Source organism: Mesobacillus maritimus, from assembly GCF_019749255.1.
In the GTDB taxonomy this organism is placed as follows: domain Bacteria; phylum Bacillota; class Bacilli; order Bacillales; family Cytobacillaceae; genus Mesobacillus_B; species Mesobacillus_B maritimus_A.
This window is the reverse complement of sequence record NZ_JACWFH010000008.1, coordinates 552360-569084: the sequence shown is the minus strand read 5'-3', so window position 1 is coordinate 569084 and position 16725 is coordinate 552360. Positions and strand designations below refer to the sequence as shown.

Here is a 16725-nt window from a genome sequence, read left to right as displayed (position 1 = left end):
AAGTTGGGCTTTTTCACCAACCTCCGAACTTGGACCCATCCCAAGTGTTATTCATATCCTATAAGAAATACATGAAAGGGGTGGGTAACTTTTGGGTTTATTTTTTAATCAAAGGCAAAAAAAAGAAATTTTCCAAAATACCAACGATAAAATAAAAGACCGGAATCAAAATGTTTACCGCGAAAATTTTCTTCAAAGTATGATTAACGAACAACAGCAGTTAAACAAACAATTTGCAGAAAATGCAACAAAACACGCTGAAAAACATGAAAAATATTCGCAAGCTCTATTAGACCAATTAACCACACAGGATTCGCTTTTACTTGAAATGCACCGGAAATTACAAGCCAATGAAAAGACAACCAATTCCATCCATGAGCATATGCAGATCCAGGACGAAATAAAAGAGCTGCTTGAGCGGCATGATGATATACAAAATATCTATCATAAAACCGTAATGGAGCGATTCGACAACCAAGATTCAAAAATCACACAAAAATTGAACCAACACGATGCAAAAGTAATGAACTGGTTTCAAAAACAAGAAACTCAAATGAATCAGCTCAACAAAACAGGCAGCCAGGTGACAGAGCATATGGAACAACATCATACTCAATTAAGTACAGACCTTTATAAAATTCATACTCAACTTATGAACGAATTTAACCGACAGGAACTACAAACTTCGGAACAACTTGAGCTAGTCGTTGCAAAAGTGAACGAGTACTTTAATCAAAACGAAAAACATCTTGATACTCATACAAATACACTGGATGCCATGTTAGAACAGTTTAGCCAATATGAATTCAATCAAGCAACTGGATTCCAACAAATAAACAATAACCTTACAGAAAATTTTCGGAACCAAGACGCAAAAATAAAAGAACATATAGGAGAAAAGGATGCCCAGTTAAAAGAGTATGTATCCGGACTTGATGCTAGTTTAACAAAACATTTTGATGAACAAAACCAACACTTAAAGCACCTGGTAGATCATCAAGATGTCCAAACTGAACAACTTGAACGAAAGCTCGATTTTATTAAATCGACCATTTTTGAGCGAGCTGCTGACCTCTCAGAAAAGCTTGATGGCCACTTTAAGAAATTCACTGAGTTTTTCGGAGGTCTCTTTTCAAGATATGAAAAAAACAGCACTATAACATTGCCTGAGGGAAGAGAGAACCAGGAAAAGATGAAGACTCAATAAAATGAAAAAAGCTGTCCCCTTTTTAAAGGACAGCTTTCATTTATTAATCTTCAACAATAGCCACTTTTACTTGTTGTCTTCCCCATTCAACAGCATCTTGTTCTTCTGATAGGTAAACATCAATTTCATGCCCATTAATTCCTCCACCAATGTCTCCAGCTACTGCATATCCATAACCTTCAACATATACTTTCGAGCCTAACGGAATAATGTCAGGGTCTACTGCTATTACCTTTTCATCAGGGTTTTCCAGAAGGTTTATCCCCGTTTTAGTTGTTCCAGAGCATCCTTGACATTCTGCAGTATATGCTGTTGCCGCAACGGTTATTTGCTTTTCCACCTTAATCTCTTCTTTTACCGCAGCCTCTGCAGAGTTACTAGGCTTTATTGCTGCTAATTCTATATCATTTAATTTTCTATCGTTATCAATCGTCAATTCTTCTGCCATTGCACTAGATCCTATAGCTGTTGAAATAGCCACAACAGCAATCAAAGAAAATAGAAACTTTTTCATTTTGTTTGCCTCCTTCGGGCTAATTTCTTGATGTTGTTATCGTAACATAATTTTTCAGAAACCAAAGAACAGAAAGGTGTTAATTAAATAACAAAGGTAACAGGTATATAACAGGAATGTAACAAAATAACAGAATTATTAGGAAAGTAAACCTAAAGCTCCTATTCTCCATTGGATGAATTGTAAACAGCTCAGTGCCCTTACTCGCTTAGGAAGAGAAAGTATGGTAACTGAGGGAACCACTCAATGCCCTTAGTCACTATCCATAAGAAAATATAGTAAGCGAGAGAGCCCTCTCAATGCCCATAACCACTAACCATTAGAAAGTATGGTAAGCGAAAGAGAACCCTCAATACCTTAGTCGCAACCAACAGCATCATCAGTTTTTACCCGTGAGGATTATCTTATAATGAAAATTAGTTACTCGAACTAGCCCAAATAAAAAATGCCGAGAACGATAAAGCTCTCGACACTTTGAACCTATTCTCCATAATATTTGCATACACATTTATTGATCTAGTACAGGCTCTACCTGTACGGCACAGGCTTTATATTCTGCTGTCCCAGAAATGGGATCAAACTCATTAAGCGTAAGCACATTGGTAGGGACTTCTGACCAGTGAAAACTCATAAATACAAGTCCAGGGACTACCTGTTCAGTGATTTTGGCTTTTACCTTTAATTCGCCTCGTCTTGAACTTACCTTGACAAGACTACCATCTAAAATCCCTAGCCGAACGGCATCTTCAGGATGTATATCGACTGTTTCTTCTTTTTGCCTAATTTTCACCCCATCCGCATAAAATCGGGTCTGAGAATGGGTATTATAGGATTCTAAACGGCGTCCTGTTGTTAAGGTAAAGGGATAATCCTCATCAGGAAGTTCCAACGGAGAGGTATATTCAACAGGAACAAAGGAAGAAACCTTACCTCCCACTTCTTCCCGATGAAATCCAGCATGAAGGATTTTCGTACCTGGATGACCTTCATTAGGACAAGGGTAATGGATGCTATATTCCTTTTCAAGACGTTCGTAACTTATACCACCATACATTTCCCAAGCCAACATACGGACTTCATTCCAAATATCTTCACTATTTTCGTATTGCATTGGATATCCTAAACGTGTAGAAAGCTCACATAAAATTTCCCAGTCTTCTTTCACATCTGGTGCAGCTTCTACCGCTTTACGAACACGCTGGATTCTCCGATCTGTGTTTGTATAGGTGCCATCTACTTCACCCCATGATTTAGCCGGCAGGACAACATCAGCATATTCTGCTGTTTCTGTTAAAAAGATATCCTGTACAACGAGTAAATCAAGTTTTTTCAATAATTCCCTTGTATGGTTCATATGTACATCAGCAAGTAGGGGGTTTTCTCCAATAATATAAAGTGCTTTTACCTCCCCTTCGCCAATCCGTTCAAACGTTCTTGTCTGAGTATCGCCGATCTTCGCACTAATTTCTATGTTCCAAGTAGTTTCAAACCGCTTACGATATTCTTCATCGGCAATACTAGCTGCTCCTGTTAATTGGTTCGGCAAGCACCCCATATCCCCTGCGCCTTGTACATTATTCTGCCCACGAAGTGGCATGATTCCAGTCCCCAGGCGGCCAATTTGGCCTGTAAGTAAAGCTAAATTAGCAATATCAAAGACATTATTTACGCCACAATGATGCTCTGTGATTCCTAAGGTATAAGCAATCATGGATTTTTCTGCGTTCGCATACTCTCTTGCTGTTTCAATAATATCCTCAGTACTTAGCCCAGTTATATGAGTAGCAAATTCAGGTGTATACAATTCAACTTGATTCTTCAACTTTTCAAATTCATCTGTGTGCTGAAGAATGAACTGTTCGTCATAAAGTCCTTCTTTAATAATGACGTGCATCATCGCATTCATCAAGGCGATGTCGGACCCCACGTCGATCTGAAGATGACGATGCGCGGATTTCACAATATCAATTCTCCTAGGGTCTACTACAATGACCTTTAACCCTGATTTTGCTGCCTTTTTTATTTTATTCCCAATAATAGGATGAGCCTCGGTCGTATTGGATCCCATCAACAATAACACGTTTGCATCATCAATTTCATCAAGGGTATTAGTTGGAAAACCGCTGCCAAATACAGTCGCCAGACCGGCGACGCTCGAGGCATGTCAAGTGCGATTACACCCATCAATATTATTGCTTCCGATCGCAGTCCGCATAAATTTTTGAGTAATATAATTGGACTCATTTGTCGTTCGTGCACATGCAAACATTGTTATCGACTCAGGTCCAAAATCATTTTTAATAGAAGAGAGACGATCCGCAATAAGATTATAAGCTTCCTCCCATGTTGCTTGAACTAGCTTACCTTCCTTTCTAATTAACGGTGATTTTATCCTGCTTGGCGCATGAACATACTTATAAGCAAATCCACCTTTCACACATGTTTGACCTTTATTTACCGGAGCTGCTTTGTCTCCCCTTATTTTAACTATTTGGTTATCAACAATATCTAAGACCAAACCACATCCGGTTCCACAGTAACCACAAACAGTTTTGATTTGGGTTGTTTCCCCCATATCTAAGACCTCCTTATTAACAAGGTATTAAAAGAATTTTCCATTTCCTTTAATTGTAAGGCAACTTTAATGACGAATGTTATCAACTTTTCATTAATATATGTCCGTTTTCTAACATTTTTCCATTAAAAAAAGACGGAAGTCGAAACTCCGTCTTTTATGCTGTCTTAGCTGGCAAAAGGATTTTAAAGGTTGTGCCTTTATTTTGTTCACTTTCAATATAAACCTTACCATTATGACTTTCAATGATTTTAAAGGATACCATAAGCCCCAGCCCATTCCCGTTTTTCTTAGTTGTATAGAAAGGTTCCCCAATTTTTTTAAGCGTCTCTGGGGGAATGCCGACACCTGTGTCCTGAATTGAAATTTCAATATTATTGTCAATTACTTCTGCTCGAACAAATAAATCTCCACCGGAAGGCATTGCTTCAATTCCATTTTTTATGAAATTCAAGAATACTTGTTTAAGTCGATTTTCATCACATTCAATTTGTACAATATCTTTTTCCGCTTTAAGGTGAAGAGTTACATTTCTCTTGCGCGCCTCAAATTCAAGCAACGAAATAATATTTTTCAGGATTGGGATAATATTTCTTTCTTCTAGCTCAACCACTTTTGGCTTTGCTAAGACCATAAACTCTTCAACAATATTATTAACTCTGTCTATTTCATCAAGGATAATATCGATGAACTCACGTCGTTGCGGATCTTCTTCATCTAATTGAAGAAACTCAGCATACCCCTTCATTGAGGTAAGTGGATTCCGAATTTCATGAGCTACACCTGCAGCTAATTGTCCTACAGCTGCGAGCTTATCCTGACGATGCAGGAGTTCCTCACTCTGCTTACGTTCCGTTATATCGCTCCGAATAGCTAAGTATTGATATGGTTTCCCATTGTCCTTTAAAAATGGCACAATGGTTGTATCTACCCAATAGTAAGAACCGTCTTTCGCTTTGTTGCGAATTTCCCCGCGCCATACTTCTCCGGTCCCAATTGTTCTCCAAAGGTTTTTAAAAAACTCCTTTGAGTGGAAACCAGAATTTAAGATACGGTGGTCTTGACCAATCAATTCATCACGTGAATATTTAGAGATTTCAACAAACTTATCGTTTACACTTTTAATAATTCCTTTTTCATCCGTAAAAGCAACAATCGCTGATTCATCAATAGCAAATTTATAATCCTTTACTTCTTTTAGTGAATCTTTAAGGCTTGCCTCTGCAAGTTTCCTGCTTGTAATATCTGTACGAATCGAAACATACTGATAGGGTCTACCTTTGCTGTTTAGAAAAGGAACGATGGTTGTATCAACCCAATAAAAGGAACCGTCTTTCGCACGGTTACGAATCTCACCTTTCCATTTCCTACCACTTCCAATTGTTGCCCACATTTGTTTAAAGAATTCCTTTGAATGAAGACCCGAATTAAGAATTGAGTGGTTTTGTCCAAGTAATTCCTCTTCAGTATACTTCGAAATCTCTACAAACTTGTCATTTACATACGTAATATTTCCTCTAGGATCTGTAATCGCAACAATTGAAGAAACATTTAGTGCATCCGTGATATCCTTGAGATTTGTATCACTAACCGCCAGTCGCTTGCTCATAAGTGCACTTGAGGTGATAAGACCACCCAAAATTACAACAGCAACAAACAAAATAATATACCCAATAAACGATTCAGGAATCGTAATTCTATGGACTTGTTCATTATCAAGTGAATACAATGTCGTTGCGCGGGTAAGCAACAAATGCCCTTCAACTATAGCTCCTGTTGTAACAAGTGCTGTCAGAGGTTTTAGCCACACATGGCTCGATTGAGAAAAACTTTTGGAGTAGAAAAGAATCCAGAAAGAAAAGAAAAAAGAACTATAAACTAGGATAAGTGCTACCGCCAAAATCCCTAGTTCATAACGAAACCCGACATTCATAGAAAATACCCCAATAATATGAACAGCTATTAGTGCAACAGTCATAAACCCACTGCTTATCGACAATTGTCGTAGGGTGATTTCCTTTGCCGACATCGATAAAAATGCCATAGCAGAAAATATAATTCCTAATAAGATAGCCAACACATTAATGGGTATTTGGTAGGTCATATCACCCTGCACATTTAGGGACAGGATCCCAAAAAAGTTCAAAACCCAAATTCCCATTCCTAATGAAAAAGAAGCTCCAATAAAAAGGAAGCGTTTATTCTTCAAAGATGTTTTTACCAAAAAAAACAAATCCAACGCTGTATAGGTTGCCATTATAGTTAAGACGATTGCAACCAATAATAAAACAGGGTTAAATGATAGTTCTAGTGTTTCCATAAATCAGCATCATTCCCCATAGAGTAGTTACCTTGATTGTAAGACAAACCAGTAAGGATGAAAAGTCAAAAATAATGGATTTGTAATAATTTAGCCACTTTTCTACCTTGACAAATTCAATAATCACCACTTGTAGGGTTCCTCTAATAGGTACTAATTATATATTTCAGATTTTTTTAATAAAAGTCTACACAAATTTGTTTTTTTTGTTTATACTGTACTATAACAGAAACGAAATAAATAATATTGTATTACAAAAGAAAAGGGAGATGATTTTATCATGATGAGTCCAGTTGAATTTTTTAAAACATTGCCAAAAAAGGTGTGTCCAGAGTGCGGTCAACATGTGGAAGAACAAGCAGAATCATACTTAATGGAGTGCGAACGCTGTCTATCTAAAAAAATGGAGTAGCATATTCAACAACAACCCCCCCCACCATTATAGATAGTGGGGGGGTTACGTAAGCGTAGCAAATAAGAAGAAGCCCCAAATTGGGGCTATATTCTTTAACACTTTAGGAGACCCAACCATGGCACCAGCCAAACTTCCATTAGGTCTTAATATGAAAATCCCCGCTCGGAATTTTTCATTTGGCGGTTCAGCCGATGTATGCTGTTCCGCGGAAGAATTTTTCTTCACTTTAAAAATCATTTCACCTAAAATGAAGGTTACTTCCTTAATTTACGGGTTTAAATCTTCAAGACTCATCATTTGTTACAGTTTAAAATGATTGTATTAATAAACTTTGGTTTAAAAGACCCCGAGTGCGATTTAAATATGGTTCTAAATCGTAGGCACCTACCCAAAAGGTTTACAATACCTATTCTCCTATCGAATTATCCCTTAATGCCTTCAACCTTCCTCTTCCCTTTTAAAAACTTTCATTTTTGAAGATGTTCTTATTCTCCCAAATTCTTTTTTAAAGCTAAATCCCTTTCATAGTTAATGAAACCATATACATTTAACTTAGGACGAGACATTAAAAACTGAATTCTTATGGTTAAGAGCCTATATTCTGCGTATGGTACCTTAGATAGGCAGAACTTTTACTCTTTTCCATTCGGATCGTAAGCATCGGAAATTGGAAGATAATTGGTCACGAGAACTTTTCGATAATCGCTTAGATATTTGCTTTGTTTAATTGTTATAAACATTTCGTGTCAACCTTTTGCCTTTTGACCAACACTAATACAACCGCTTACAAACTAATGTTCTGCGTTCACTCTAATCGGAACGAACATTATGGTTGAGCCTCCTAAAGTGTTAATGTATTTGTTTCTCTTTACATTTTTATTATAACTCGAATTGTCTATAGTAACTGTCTTCATTGTGACAAATCAATGAACATTCTGAATACCTTTCCTTTTTATTAAAGATTTATCAATTAGCTATGTCGAATAACTTTCGCTCAAAAGTAAATGTTAATTCTTAAAGGAGTTGTTATAGTTGGGTAAAAACGCTGAAAGCCAAGAACCAAAAGAGAAAAAAATAGACCCACCAAGTTCTTTTGGAGGAATCGCTCCTACTGCAAGTAAAATACCTGGTGGATCTATTGATGAACATCGAAAGATTGAAACAGCTAACATTATGCTAACAGGTGATGAAATTAGACAACAAAACGAAAACCTTTAAGGAGGAAAATGATGGACACACTTGATCCCACTCAGATCCAATCGGGTGATGAGGTTTATGTTATTTACCGAAACCCTCATGTCCCATCTGTTGCGAATATCAAAGCAGCTGAAATCGTACCACACCCTAAAGATGCTAATGCCTTGGCATTATTTATCAACGAAACCTTCCATACCATAGAAGACGATGATGCTTTGTTTGCCAACGAAGAAGCTGCAAAACAAGCATATGAAGATGTTTACGGTTCAGAAGAATATTGACAAAATCCCCCTCCCTTTTAGGATATTCCGAAGAGGAGGGGGTTCTTCTTGAAAAAAGGTAGTGAATGAAATTCTTGGTGCTACATGTGTGGGTGACGGAAATACCTCGATTTGTAACTGGTGCTTTACCTTGTGTCAAGAAGGGAGAAGGAAGTCATCCAAAGATAAAAAAAATATGTATTGTTTTCCCCTCCACATCTTTAAATACACCCCCAAAAAAAGAAAATGTCTTTCGAAAATCAAAAAAAAGGCTGTCGCAGTGACAGCCTTTCCTTATTACAAATCAGATCTCATGCCAGGTTCATCTTTTCCACCAGTATCGTTTCCTGTAGTCGCAGTGTAGCCTACTCTGTACACAAAATCTTTCTTTTGTTTAAGGGCATTAGGCATCTTATACTGTGACTCATTGCTTTGAAACTCACCTTTTTTAGACAATGGTATTCCCCTTCCTAGCAATCGGTTTTATCAATATGAAGTGGTGGAGGGACAAGCCATCCCTTATCCTTTAATAGCCTTAAAGCTTTTGCTGCTAATTGTGCTTTTTTAGCATGGAAATCGGCATACATCATTGAGATGTCTTCGCGGATACATTGCCCCATTACGGTGCTGCAACTGATTAATCCTGCAGCTAAATCACCACTCACTTTTATTGCTATTTCTTGATCTAAGAACCTAGCCCCAGCTGGTATATTTTCAATACATGCATCTGGGCGCTCCGGTGGTGTCGGTGGCATTCCTACACCATGGTCTTTTAGCAAGGTCTCAATCTCCTCGATTTCCGGCCGACTACAATCATCAAGAATGTCTTGAATGAGTTTCTTTAAGTCTTCATCACCGGTATGATTTAGCAATGTCTCATATGCTGCTACAGAAGCTTTTGCCGCACTTAAATGTACCCATGTTGCATAAACCTCACCATAGTGCATCGGTTCTTCTTTAGGATTCCCACTTAGAATGCCCATAAACAACCTCCTTAGAAAATACAATGCTCTGCCTCTTCCATAGAGGGCAATCATATTATGCTGTTTCAGGAAGGGTTTCATGTTAGGGAATGAAAGACAATTCCTCCATATAATTAAGAAAAAACACCTTCGTTATGAAGGTGTTAGAACATCACTCATATCCTTTTCGAGGAATCTCTATTTCTTTGCCATCATCGGTGTTATCAATTGTGCCGTTAATTTCGCCTTCAAAATAAGCATCGCTCACTTGTTCATGTGTTTGTGCAAGACTTGAGGATAAATCATCTTGACGCTCATAATCGTCTGTATGATATTGTTGTCCAGCGATTTTTAAGGAATCTTTAGTGTCTTTTTTATCCATTACCCATTCCTCCTTTCTTCACCTATTGTTACTTTCCGCTTTTACAGAAAATCCATACAATGAAATTTTTACAGGAGAATCAGTTTGGATTCAGGATTGTTTTTTTACCATTAATTTTTGTTATGGAAAAACGCTTTCGTAGCATACTAACAAAAAAATGACAAGGCGGTGGAACGTTTCATGAGGGAAGTACTTTTGGCCCTATTTGCTGGGGTCGTTGTTGGAATTGTCTTTAAATTCATCAAACTTCCACTCCCCGCTCCCCCTGTATTACCTGGTGTTATAGGAATTGTCGGCGTTTATTTGGGTGGTGTTGCCGGAAGCTGGATTCTTCAACAATTCTTCAAAGGATAACTCCAACAACGGAACGCTATTATTTTTTAGCGTTCCTATTTATTCAAAATCTCCCCTTCAAGCGTAAGGCTCTCCTAGGTCTTTTTTACGTACAACCCCTAACTTATGTTTTTATCATATATTTGACCACAAGTTACCACCTGCCTCAACATTTTTTAGATTTTTAAAGGATAATGGCCGGGCATTTATGAACGAAATGTGACGTTTCAAAAATCTTTTATATAAATCATAAAAGTTCATTTTTTCTCCATTGACCTAGTGATAACAATTCTTTTAAATTACATAGATAATGACGTTAACCTGTATTTTCAAAAGGGTAAGTATGGATTGAGTAAAAAAAAGGTGGGAGAAAATGATTAAACAGCAGTATAGAAGCGGGCTTTCCTATAATCTTGAGGAATTACTAAATAACTCGAATCGAAAAGTGAAACTTAAAAGAGGGACTTTTCTATTCCAGGAAGGACAGGAAGCAAAGGAATTGTTTATCCTCCTCTCTGGAAAAATTCAAATCTCCAAAATGAATGCAGAAGGAAAAGAACTAACCTTACGATTATGTGGTCATCATGATATCGTCGGTGAACTCACATTATTTACGGTCGACCCCCGCTACCTTTTTACCGCAAAAATTATGGAGACGGGAGAAGCAGCAGCAATAAACATTGATGAACTTGAACAGATTCTCTTTAATAATAGTAAATTAGCCTACGAATATATGAAATGGATGAATGACCATATCAGAAAAACAACCACTAAGTTTCGCGACCTGGTACTTAACGGCAAGAAAGGTGCCCTTTATTCCACTCTTATACGTCTATGTAATAGTTACGGTGTTCTTCGTACTGACGGTATTTTCATAGACGTCCCACTGACTAACCAGGATTTAGCTAATTATTGTGGAACAGCTCGAGAAAGCGTTAGTAGAATGCTTGGTGAACTGCGAGACGAAGGAGTTATTTCCGTTGAACGTAAAAAGATTGTTGTTCACAAGCTTAGCTACTTAAAAACAGAAATCTCCTGTGAAAACTGCCCGATTGAATATTGCAACATTGAATAAGGTGGAGACTGCCAAACATTCAAAATAGAAACGGAGTGTTACCCATATGAAAAAAATATATTTAATTTGCGGACTAATTGTAATCATCGGCATTGCTTCCGGAATATCCTTCTTTCTAATTAGAGATGCAAGCGCTCAAATACCAGAGGACATCACGCTTGTTACACAAGAGAAACAACCCTACCGCTTCGGCGATGAAAAGAAAAGCTTAAAGTTAGTTGAGTTTATCTATACACATTGCCCGGATGTATGCCCAACAACCACTCAAAAAATGAAACTCTTAAAACAAGATCTTGAAGCTAAAGGAGTATATGGAGAAAAGGTTCAGTTTTTAACAGTGACAATTGACCCTTACCGTGATACACCAGATGTCATGCAAAAATATATGGACTCCTTCGAAATAGAAGATGATGGAAATTGGCTAATGCTGACAGGAGACCCAACAAAGGTCAAAGAAGAACAACTAACAATCAAAGAGTTGGCTGACACCTTCCAGTTCCAATATCGCGATCCAGGAAACGGCTTTTTCGTTCATACCACTTTCACCTATCTAGTTGATGAAAATAATAAATTTATTAAGAAATTCCCAATGGGGGAAGAGTTTAATAAGGATGACGTTTATAACAAAATTATGAAAGAATTAAAATAAAATGGGCGTGAGATTAGTTAAAATCTCACGCCTCTTTTATTTCATAATATAAATATTTAAAATATGGTTAGGTTAATTCAAGTTCATTTTAACAGTAGGATGTTTCTCGTTTTGCTGTAGTGAGAAAAATTCAGACTTTGGTTTCGTAAAACTGACTTTTATCCCTGACTCCTTGAGTCGGTTCACAAATTCGACCAGCTGCTTCTTCGCCATCATAAAAACCCCTTCTACTTCCTGTTTGTCTCCATTTTAACGTAAATTTATGAAAAATGTGTGAAGTTGAGCAAAAAAATTGAAAAAAATCATGATATCCATCATAATTTACCTTTTTCTAGAAATGTTGGTTAAACAACTGTTGATTATGCCTCATGTTATGCACTTCCCTAAGAGCCCCCCATAACCCCCCAATTTTCCATTCATCCTACCAACATTTAGCGAAAGAATTCACCTTGTTCGCTACAATATGGTATAATGCTTTGGATTATATAATTGGAGGCTATTCATGATTACAGTAAATAATGTTGGCTTAAGGTACGGAGACCGCAAGCTATTTGAAGATGTTAATATCAAGTTTACCCCTGGAAATTGCTATGGATTGATTGGTGCCAATGGTGCCGGAAAATCTACGTTTTTAAAGATTTTATCTGGAGAGATTGAACCACAAGCTGGTAATGTAGCTTTAACTCCTGGTGAACGTCTTGCTGTATTAAAGCAAAATCACTTTGAATACGAAGATGTGGAAGCTATTAAAGTGGTTATTATGGGACACAGTAGATTGTATGAAATTATGCAGGAAAAAGATGCTATTTATATGAAAGCAGATTTTTCAGACGAAGATGGCATGAGAGCTGCAGAACTAGAAGGTGAGTTTGCTGAATTAAACGGGTGGGAAGCAGATTCTGAGGCGTCCATTCTCCTGAAAGGGTTAGGGATTGGCGAAGAACTTCATAATAAAAAAATGGCTGACCTTGACGGATCCGAAAAGGTTAAAGTCCTTCTTGCTCAAGCCTTATTTGGAAAGCCAGACGTCTTACTTCTAGATGAGCCTACAAACCATTTAGACATTAAAGCTATTCAATGGCTTGAGGAGTTCTTAATTAATTTCGAGAACACCGTTATCGTTGTTTCTCATGACCGTCACTTCCTAAACAAAGTTTGTACTCATATTGCTGACCTTGACTTTGGTAAAATCCAGATTTATGTGGGTAACTATGACTTTTGGTACGAGTCTAGTCAATTAGCTACAAGAATGGCCCAGGATGCCAACCGTAAAAAGGAAGAAAAAATTAAAGAACTTCAAGCGTTTATTGCAAGATTTAGTGCAAACGCCTCTAAATCTAAGCAAGCTACTTCTAGAAAAAAATTGCTTGATAAAATCTCGCTTGATGATATACGACCATCGTCACGACGCTATCCGTATGTCAATTTCACTATTGATCGTGAAATTGGAAATGACTTGTTACGAGTAGAAGGTCTCTCAAAGACCATTGATGGTGAAAAGGTTCTCGATAACATTTCTTTTGTAATGAATAAAGATGACAAAATTGCTCTCGTCGGCAAAAACGAGCTTGCAAAAACAACTCTCTTTAAAATTCTTATGGGGGAAATGGAACCGGATAGCGGTAGTTTCAAATGGGGAATTACAACCAGCCAAGCTTATTTCCCTAAAGACAACTCAAAGTACTTTGAAGGCAATGATTCAAGTTTGGTTGATTGGTTACGTCAGTTTTCACCAAAGGACGATAGCGAAAGTTTCCTACGTGGATTCTTGGGAAGAATGCTGTTTTCTGGGGACGAAGTGTTGAAGAAGCCTAGTGTCCTTTCAGGTGGAGAAAAAGTACGTTGTATGTTATCTAGAATGATGCTATCAGGTTCAAACGTACTCCTATTAGATGAACCTACTAACCATTTAGACCTAGAGTCGATAACTGCTTTAAACAATGGGTTAATTAATTTCAAGGGATCGATTATCTTTTCTTCACATGACCATCAGTTTGTTGAGACAATCGCGAACCGTATTCTTGAGATTACGCCTTCTGGATTAGTCGATAAACAAATGACTTATGACGAGTATCTAGATAATCAAGAAATTCAACAACAAGTTGCTCAGATGTATTAGGATAAAGGAAGCATTACTTAAACTAGAGCACTTTTATATTTACTAAGTTTAAAGAGCTCGGAAACTCCGAGCTCTTTTCTTTCTGTACTTTATTGTTGTTTCTGCTTGTTCCTTGAAGACGGTGCCTTTACTCGACCTGTTTCTTGATTCGTAGTTCCTTGCCCCTCTACTTGAGAAGAGTTTAAACCGATGGTTGCTGGGTTCTTTTTATGTTTAGACATATTCACACCTCCCTATTTACTTTTCACTAATAAGGGTTAAATATATACTAATTTTCAAGGAATAATTGCGCACAACGAGGGGTACTTTAAGACAAAATCCTATAAAAACTGCCCAAGGGGCAGTTTTTTTTTATGGACTTCGTTATAATAGACAATGCGTAAATTAAACTTTCAAGGATGAATACATAATGAAAATGAACAGGCTATTTTTAATTCCCCTTCTACTTGTATTTACTTTAGTAGGCTGTGGCCAAGAACTAGTTGAAAACGATGAACCAATTGAATTAACCATTTCAGCCGCCGCTAGCCTAAACAATGTACTTACTGAAATTGAAACACTATTTGAAGAAGAACATCCACAAATTAATTTACTTGTAAACTTTGGGGGCTCTGGTTCTTTACAACAGCAGATTATACAAGGGGCACCAGTAGACCTGTTCTTCTCTGCTGCTGAAAACAAATATGATGAACTCATAGAACGAGATCTAATTGACTCTAGCTATAGCAGTGATTTATTAGGAAATGAACTAGTATTAGTGACTCCTAGAAATTCAACGGTTGAAATCAAAGACTTTCCTGACCTTGTTTACAATGAAATTAACACAATCGCCATTGGAACACCGGAAACTGTACCAGCAGGCCAGTATGCAAAACAAACTCTACAACACCTGCAAATATGGGACAAACTATCAACAAAACTGATTCCATCCAAGGACGTAAGACAAGTACTTTCATATGTGGAGACAGAAAATGTCGATGCAGGAATTGTTTATCACACAGACGCTATACTATCGGATAAAGTTAAACTCATTGCGACTGTCGACCCGAGTCTCCATGACCCGATTATCCTACCGGTTGGAATTATACAAGGAACAAACCATAAAAAAGAGGCAATCACCTTTTATGAATACCTTCATTCAGAAACAGCGACACAGTTATACAAAAAATATGGATTTAGACTAGTAGGTAATGAATGATGAATGCTAGCTTTTGGTCTCCTATTGTTTTATCACTGCAAACTGCAGCAGCTGCTCTTTTCATTGTGGTTGTATTTGGGATCCTAATCGCAAGGTGGATGTCAAGAAAGAAAATTAAAGGCAAGGTTTTTCTTGAAACCATCCTTTTGCTGCCACTTGTACTCCCCCCTACTGTTGTTGGATTCTTATTAATCATGTTATTAGGACGAAACAGCCTCATTGGATCAGTTATTGAAAATCTTTCTGGTCAACAAATTATGTTTACTTGGCAAGCTGCTGTGATTGCCGCTGCGGTGGTTGCTTTCCCAATGATGTACCAATCAGCGAAGACTGGTTTTCTTTCCGTAGATATGAGGGCTGAAGAAGCCGCCCGTGTTGATGGAGCTAGTGAGTGGAAGGTCTTTCTTTACATTACGCTTCCCCTTTCTGTGAAAGCACTTGTAGCAGGTGTAATACTAAGTTTTGCAAGGGCGCTTGGAGAATTTGGGGCTACTCTGATGTTTGCCGGTAACCTTCCCGGTAAAACACAAACGATGCCAACCGCCATCTATGTAGCCTTTGAATCCGGGAACATGGAGGCAGCTTGGCTTTGGGTCAGCGTCATTATGGCGATTTCTTTCATCATGCTCCTTACAACTAGATTGCTCAACTAGTGAGAGTGACATTTGTTAATCCAATTTCTATAGAAGTTTACGATAAACACTAATCCAAGACCAAATCAAAATTGATTTGGTCTTTACCTATCTTTCTACCTCCTCTTTATTAATTTTGCATTTTTCAATCGTTAACCCCTTCATCCGCTTCGCTCTTTTACTGCATTTTCTTCCAACTACTCTAGAAGATTAACGTCCTTTGATTTGAGCTCATTAGTGACCCTCTCGTCTTATTACCCTGAAACCGTCTCCTGAATATTCGTAACACCTATTTTCCTAAACAGCTTTTTTAAATAGTAGACAAGTTTTCACTAGTAGTCAGCATATGATAGACCAAGGACAAGTCAGAGGAGGTGAGCCAATGCGATTTTATGTAATAAAAAAACAAAGCATATTTTTAATCGTCATCTTGGCAATAGTGGCAGCTAGTGCTTCCCTATGGTTTTTAAGGTCACCAGAAGCGGAAACCGTTGTTAGCCCGAATGCAGGAGAAAAGATGAGAGAAATTCATCTTGTAACTGGTGAATTTAAAACAGTTACTGAATCAGGAAAAGAAATTGAATCCTATCGCTGGGATCCTGGAGTGATTTTCCTTGAAAAAGGTGAAAAAGCAGTACTTAATATTTACGGAATTAATGGAATGGAGCACCCTTTTGAAATTGAAGGGACAGATATTAAGGGAACAGTGAAAAAAGGTGAAGAAACCGTTGTCCCTGTCCAATTTAAAGAAGACGGGGTTTATCGCCTTATTTGTACTGTTCATCAAGACAAAAATAACAATGGACCAATGATTGCTTATATAGTGGTGGATTAAAGCTTGCATTGGCGCAAAATAAAATCTATGCAGAGTGATCATCTAAAGACAG

At 37.6% G+C, this 16725-nt stretch carries 20 protein-coding genes and 1 pseudogene; 11 read left to right on the top strand and 10 right to left on the bottom strand.

Annotated features, from left to right (window positions below; genetic code table 11):
* The first annotated feature begins 91 nt into the window (after positions 1-91).
* Positions 92-1207 carry a coiled-coil domain-containing protein gene (locus H0185_RS08245; protein ID WP_221872934.1) on the top strand — a complete coding sequence of 372 codons (1116 nt, stop codon included), beginning with the start codon at positions 92-94 and terminating at the stop codon, positions 1205-1207.
* Between the two features lie 43 nt (positions 1208-1250).
* Here the strand turns inward: H0185_RS08245 and H0185_RS24440 are convergent, their stop codons facing one another.
* The 4 genes and pseudogenes from H0185_RS24440 to H0185_RS08225 all read right to left on the bottom strand — a co-directional run bounded on the left by H0185_RS24440 (position 1251) and on the right by H0185_RS08225 (position 6616).
* Complete coding sequence (locus H0185_RS24440; RefSeq protein WP_221872931.1) at positions 1251-1721, bottom strand: 3D domain-containing protein; 471 nt, start codon at positions 1719-1721, stop codon at positions 1251-1253.
* A gap of 508 nt (positions 1722-2229) precedes the next feature.
* Entirely contained in the window at positions 2230-4158 is a 1929-nt protein-coding gene (gene fdhF, locus H0185_RS24435; RefSeq protein ID WP_343223108.1) for a formate dehydrogenase subunit alpha, read from the bottom strand.
* Positions 4138-4296: pseudogene (locus H0185_RS24430) on the bottom strand (hypothetical protein); the annotation flags it as partial. The gene fdhF and the pseudogene H0185_RS24430, both read right to left, overlap by 21 nt.
* Positions 4297-4453: 157 nt before the next feature.
* On the bottom strand, positions 4454-6616 hold the full coding sequence (locus tag H0185_RS08225; RefSeq protein ID WP_221872923.1) for a PAS domain S-box protein: 2163 nt from the start codon (positions 6614-6616) through the stop codon (positions 4454-4456).
* A gap of 277 nt (positions 6617-6893) precedes the next feature.
* On the opposite strand from H0185_RS08225, the gene yhfH reads away from it, so the two are divergent.
* Positions 6894-7028 carry a protein YhfH gene (yhfH, locus tag H0185_RS08220; protein WP_425515818.1) on the top strand — a complete coding sequence of 45 codons (135 nt, stop codon included), beginning with the start codon at positions 6894-6896 and terminating at the stop codon, positions 7026-7028.
* A 45-nt stretch (positions 7029-7073) separates the two neighbouring features.
* On the opposite strand, the gene H0185_RS08215 is transcribed toward yhfH, so the two are convergent.
* A complete protein-coding gene (locus H0185_RS08215; protein ID WP_221872919.1) occupies positions 7074-7256 on the bottom strand; it encodes a hypothetical protein in 183 nt (60 codons plus the stop codon).
* 807 nt (positions 7257-8063) lie between these two features.
* Here H0185_RS08215 and H0185_RS08210 point away from each other — a divergent pair.
* Positions 8064-8249: a hypothetical protein gene (locus H0185_RS08210; RefSeq protein ID WP_221873099.1), complete on the top strand. Its 186-nt coding sequence runs from the start codon at positions 8064-8066 to the stop codon at positions 8247-8249.
* 11 nt (positions 8250-8260) lie between these two features.
* Positions 8261-8509 (top strand): transcriptional regulator SplA domain-containing protein, encoded by a 249-nt coding sequence (locus H0185_RS08205; RefSeq protein ID WP_221873092.1) that lies wholly within the window; start codon positions 8261-8263, stop codon positions 8507-8509.
* 276 nt (positions 8510-8785) lie between these two features.
* Here the strand turns inward: H0185_RS08205 and H0185_RS08200 are convergent, their stop codons facing one another.
* The 3 genes from H0185_RS08200 to H0185_RS08190 all read right to left on the bottom strand — a co-directional run bounded on the left by H0185_RS08200 (position 8786) and on the right by H0185_RS08190 (position 9832).
* Complete coding sequence (locus H0185_RS08200) at positions 8786-8944, bottom strand: hypothetical protein (protein WP_221872917.1); 159 nt, start codon at positions 8942-8944, stop codon at positions 8786-8788.
* A 14-nt stretch (positions 8945-8958) separates the two neighbouring features.
* On the bottom strand, positions 8959-9471 hold the full coding sequence (locus H0185_RS08195) for a DUF3231 family protein (RefSeq protein WP_221872915.1): 513 nt from the start codon (positions 9469-9471) through the stop codon (positions 8959-8961).
* A gap of 151 nt (positions 9472-9622) precedes the next feature.
* Positions 9623-9832, bottom strand: coding sequence for a YozQ family protein (locus H0185_RS08190; RefSeq protein ID WP_221872913.1), 210 nt, complete (start codon positions 9830-9832; stop codon positions 9623-9625).
* 180 nt (positions 9833-10012) lie between these two features.
* Between H0185_RS08190 and H0185_RS08185 the strand changes: the two genes are divergently transcribed.
* The 3 genes from H0185_RS08185 (at position 10013) to H0185_RS08175 (ending at position 11889) form a co-directional block, all read left to right on the top strand.
* Positions 10013-10186 (top strand): XapX domain-containing protein, encoded by a 174-nt coding sequence (locus H0185_RS08185; protein ID WP_221872911.1) that lies wholly within the window; start codon positions 10013-10015, stop codon positions 10184-10186.
* A gap of 352 nt (positions 10187-10538) precedes the next feature.
* Entirely contained in the window at positions 10539-11240 is a 702-nt protein-coding gene (locus H0185_RS08180) for a Crp/Fnr family transcriptional regulator (protein ID WP_221872908.1), read from the top strand.
* 46 nt (positions 11241-11286) lie between these two features.
* Positions 11287-11889: an SCO family protein gene (locus H0185_RS08175; RefSeq protein ID WP_221872906.1), complete on the top strand. Its 603-nt coding sequence runs from the start codon at positions 11287-11289 to the stop codon at positions 11887-11889.
* Between the two features lie 72 nt (positions 11890-11961).
* Here the strand turns inward: H0185_RS08175 and H0185_RS08170 are convergent, their stop codons facing one another.
* Positions 11962-12105 (bottom strand): hypothetical protein, encoded by a 144-nt coding sequence (locus H0185_RS08170; RefSeq protein ID WP_221872904.1) that lies wholly within the window; start codon positions 12103-12105, stop codon positions 11962-11964.
* Between the two features lie 286 nt (positions 12106-12391).
* Here H0185_RS08170 and H0185_RS08165 point away from each other — a divergent pair, with 286 nt between their 5' ends.
* Positions 12392-14008 (top strand): ABC-F family ATP-binding cassette domain-containing protein, encoded by a 1617-nt coding sequence (locus H0185_RS08165; protein WP_221872902.1) that lies wholly within the window; start codon positions 12392-12394, stop codon positions 14006-14008.
* A gap of 89 nt (positions 14009-14097) precedes the next feature.
* Here the strand turns inward: H0185_RS08165 and H0185_RS08160 are convergent, their stop codons facing one another.
* Entirely contained in the window at positions 14098-14229 is a 132-nt protein-coding gene (locus H0185_RS08160) for a YuzL family protein (protein ID WP_221872900.1), read from the bottom strand.
* A 188-nt stretch (positions 14230-14417) separates the two neighbouring features.
* On the opposite strand from H0185_RS08160, the gene modA reads away from it, so the two are divergent.
* The 3 genes from modA to H0185_RS08145 all read left to right on the top strand — a co-directional run bounded on the left by modA (position 14418) and on the right by H0185_RS08145 (position 16673).
* Positions 14418-15206, top strand: a complete 789-nt coding sequence (gene modA / locus H0185_RS08155) for a molybdate ABC transporter substrate-binding protein (protein WP_221872899.1) — start codon at positions 14418-14420, stop codon at positions 15204-15206.
* Entirely contained in the window at positions 15206-15859 is a 654-nt protein-coding gene (modB, locus tag H0185_RS08150; protein WP_221873091.1) for a molybdate ABC transporter permease subunit, read from the top strand. The genes modA and modB overlap by 1 nt, the downstream gene beginning before the upstream one ends.
* Positions 15860-16220: 361 nt before the next feature.
* The gene (locus H0185_RS08145; RefSeq protein ID WP_221872897.1) at positions 16221-16673 is read left to right on the top strand and encodes a cupredoxin domain-containing protein; all 453 of its coding nucleotides are present in this window, start codon (positions 16221-16223) and stop codon (positions 16671-16673) included.
* Positions 16674-16725 lie beyond the last annotated feature (52 nt).

Coding starts and splice junctions, on each gene's coding strand:
- H0185_RS08170 (WP_221872904.1), bottom strand. CDS start 12,105: ATGATGGCGAAGAAGCAGCTGGTCGAATTTGTGAACCGACTCAAGGAG.
- H0185_RS08175 (WP_221872906.1), top strand. CDS start 11,287: ATGAAAAAAATATATTTAATTTGCGGACTAATTGTAATCATCGGCATT.
- H0185_RS24440 (WP_221872931.1), bottom strand. CDS start 1,721: ATGAAAAAGTTTCTATTTTCTTTGATTGCTGTTGTGGCTATTTCAACA.
- H0185_RS08160 (WP_221872900.1), bottom strand. CDS start 14,229: ATGTCTAAACATAAAAAGAACCCAGCAACCATCGGTTTAAACTCTTCT.
- H0185_RS08180 (WP_221872908.1), top strand. CDS start 10,539: ATGATTAAACAGCAGTATAGAAGCGGGCTTTCCTATAATCTTGAGGAA.
- H0185_RS08165 (WP_221872902.1), top strand. CDS start 12,392: ATGATTACAGTAAATAATGTTGGCTTAAGGTACGGAGACCGCAAGCTA.
- H0185_RS08190 (WP_221872913.1), bottom strand. CDS start 9,832: ATGGATAAAAAAGACACTAAAGATTCCTTAAAAATCGCTGGACAACAA.
- modA (WP_221872899.1), top strand. CDS start 14,418: ATGAAAATGAACAGGCTATTTTTAATTCCCCTTCTACTTGTATTTACT.
- H0185_RS08145 (WP_221872897.1), top strand. CDS start 16,221: ATGCGATTTTATGTAATAAAAAAACAAAGCATATTTTTAATCGTCATC.
- H0185_RS08185 (WP_221872911.1), top strand. CDS start 10,013: ATGAGGGAAGTACTTTTGGCCCTATTTGCTGGGGTCGTTGTTGGAATT.
- modB (WP_221873091.1), top strand. CDS start 15,206: ATGAATGCTAGCTTTTGGTCTCCTATTGTTTTATCACTGCAAACTGCA.
- H0185_RS08225 (WP_221872923.1), bottom strand. CDS start 6,616: ATGGAAACACTAGAACTATCATTTAACCCTGTTTTATTATTGGTTGCA.
- H0185_RS08195 (WP_221872915.1), bottom strand. CDS start 9,471: ATGGGCATTCTAAGTGGGAATCCTAAAGAAGAACCGATGCACTATGGT.
- H0185_RS08205 (WP_221873092.1), top strand. CDS start 8,261: ATGGACACACTTGATCCCACTCAGATCCAATCGGGTGATGAGGTTTAT.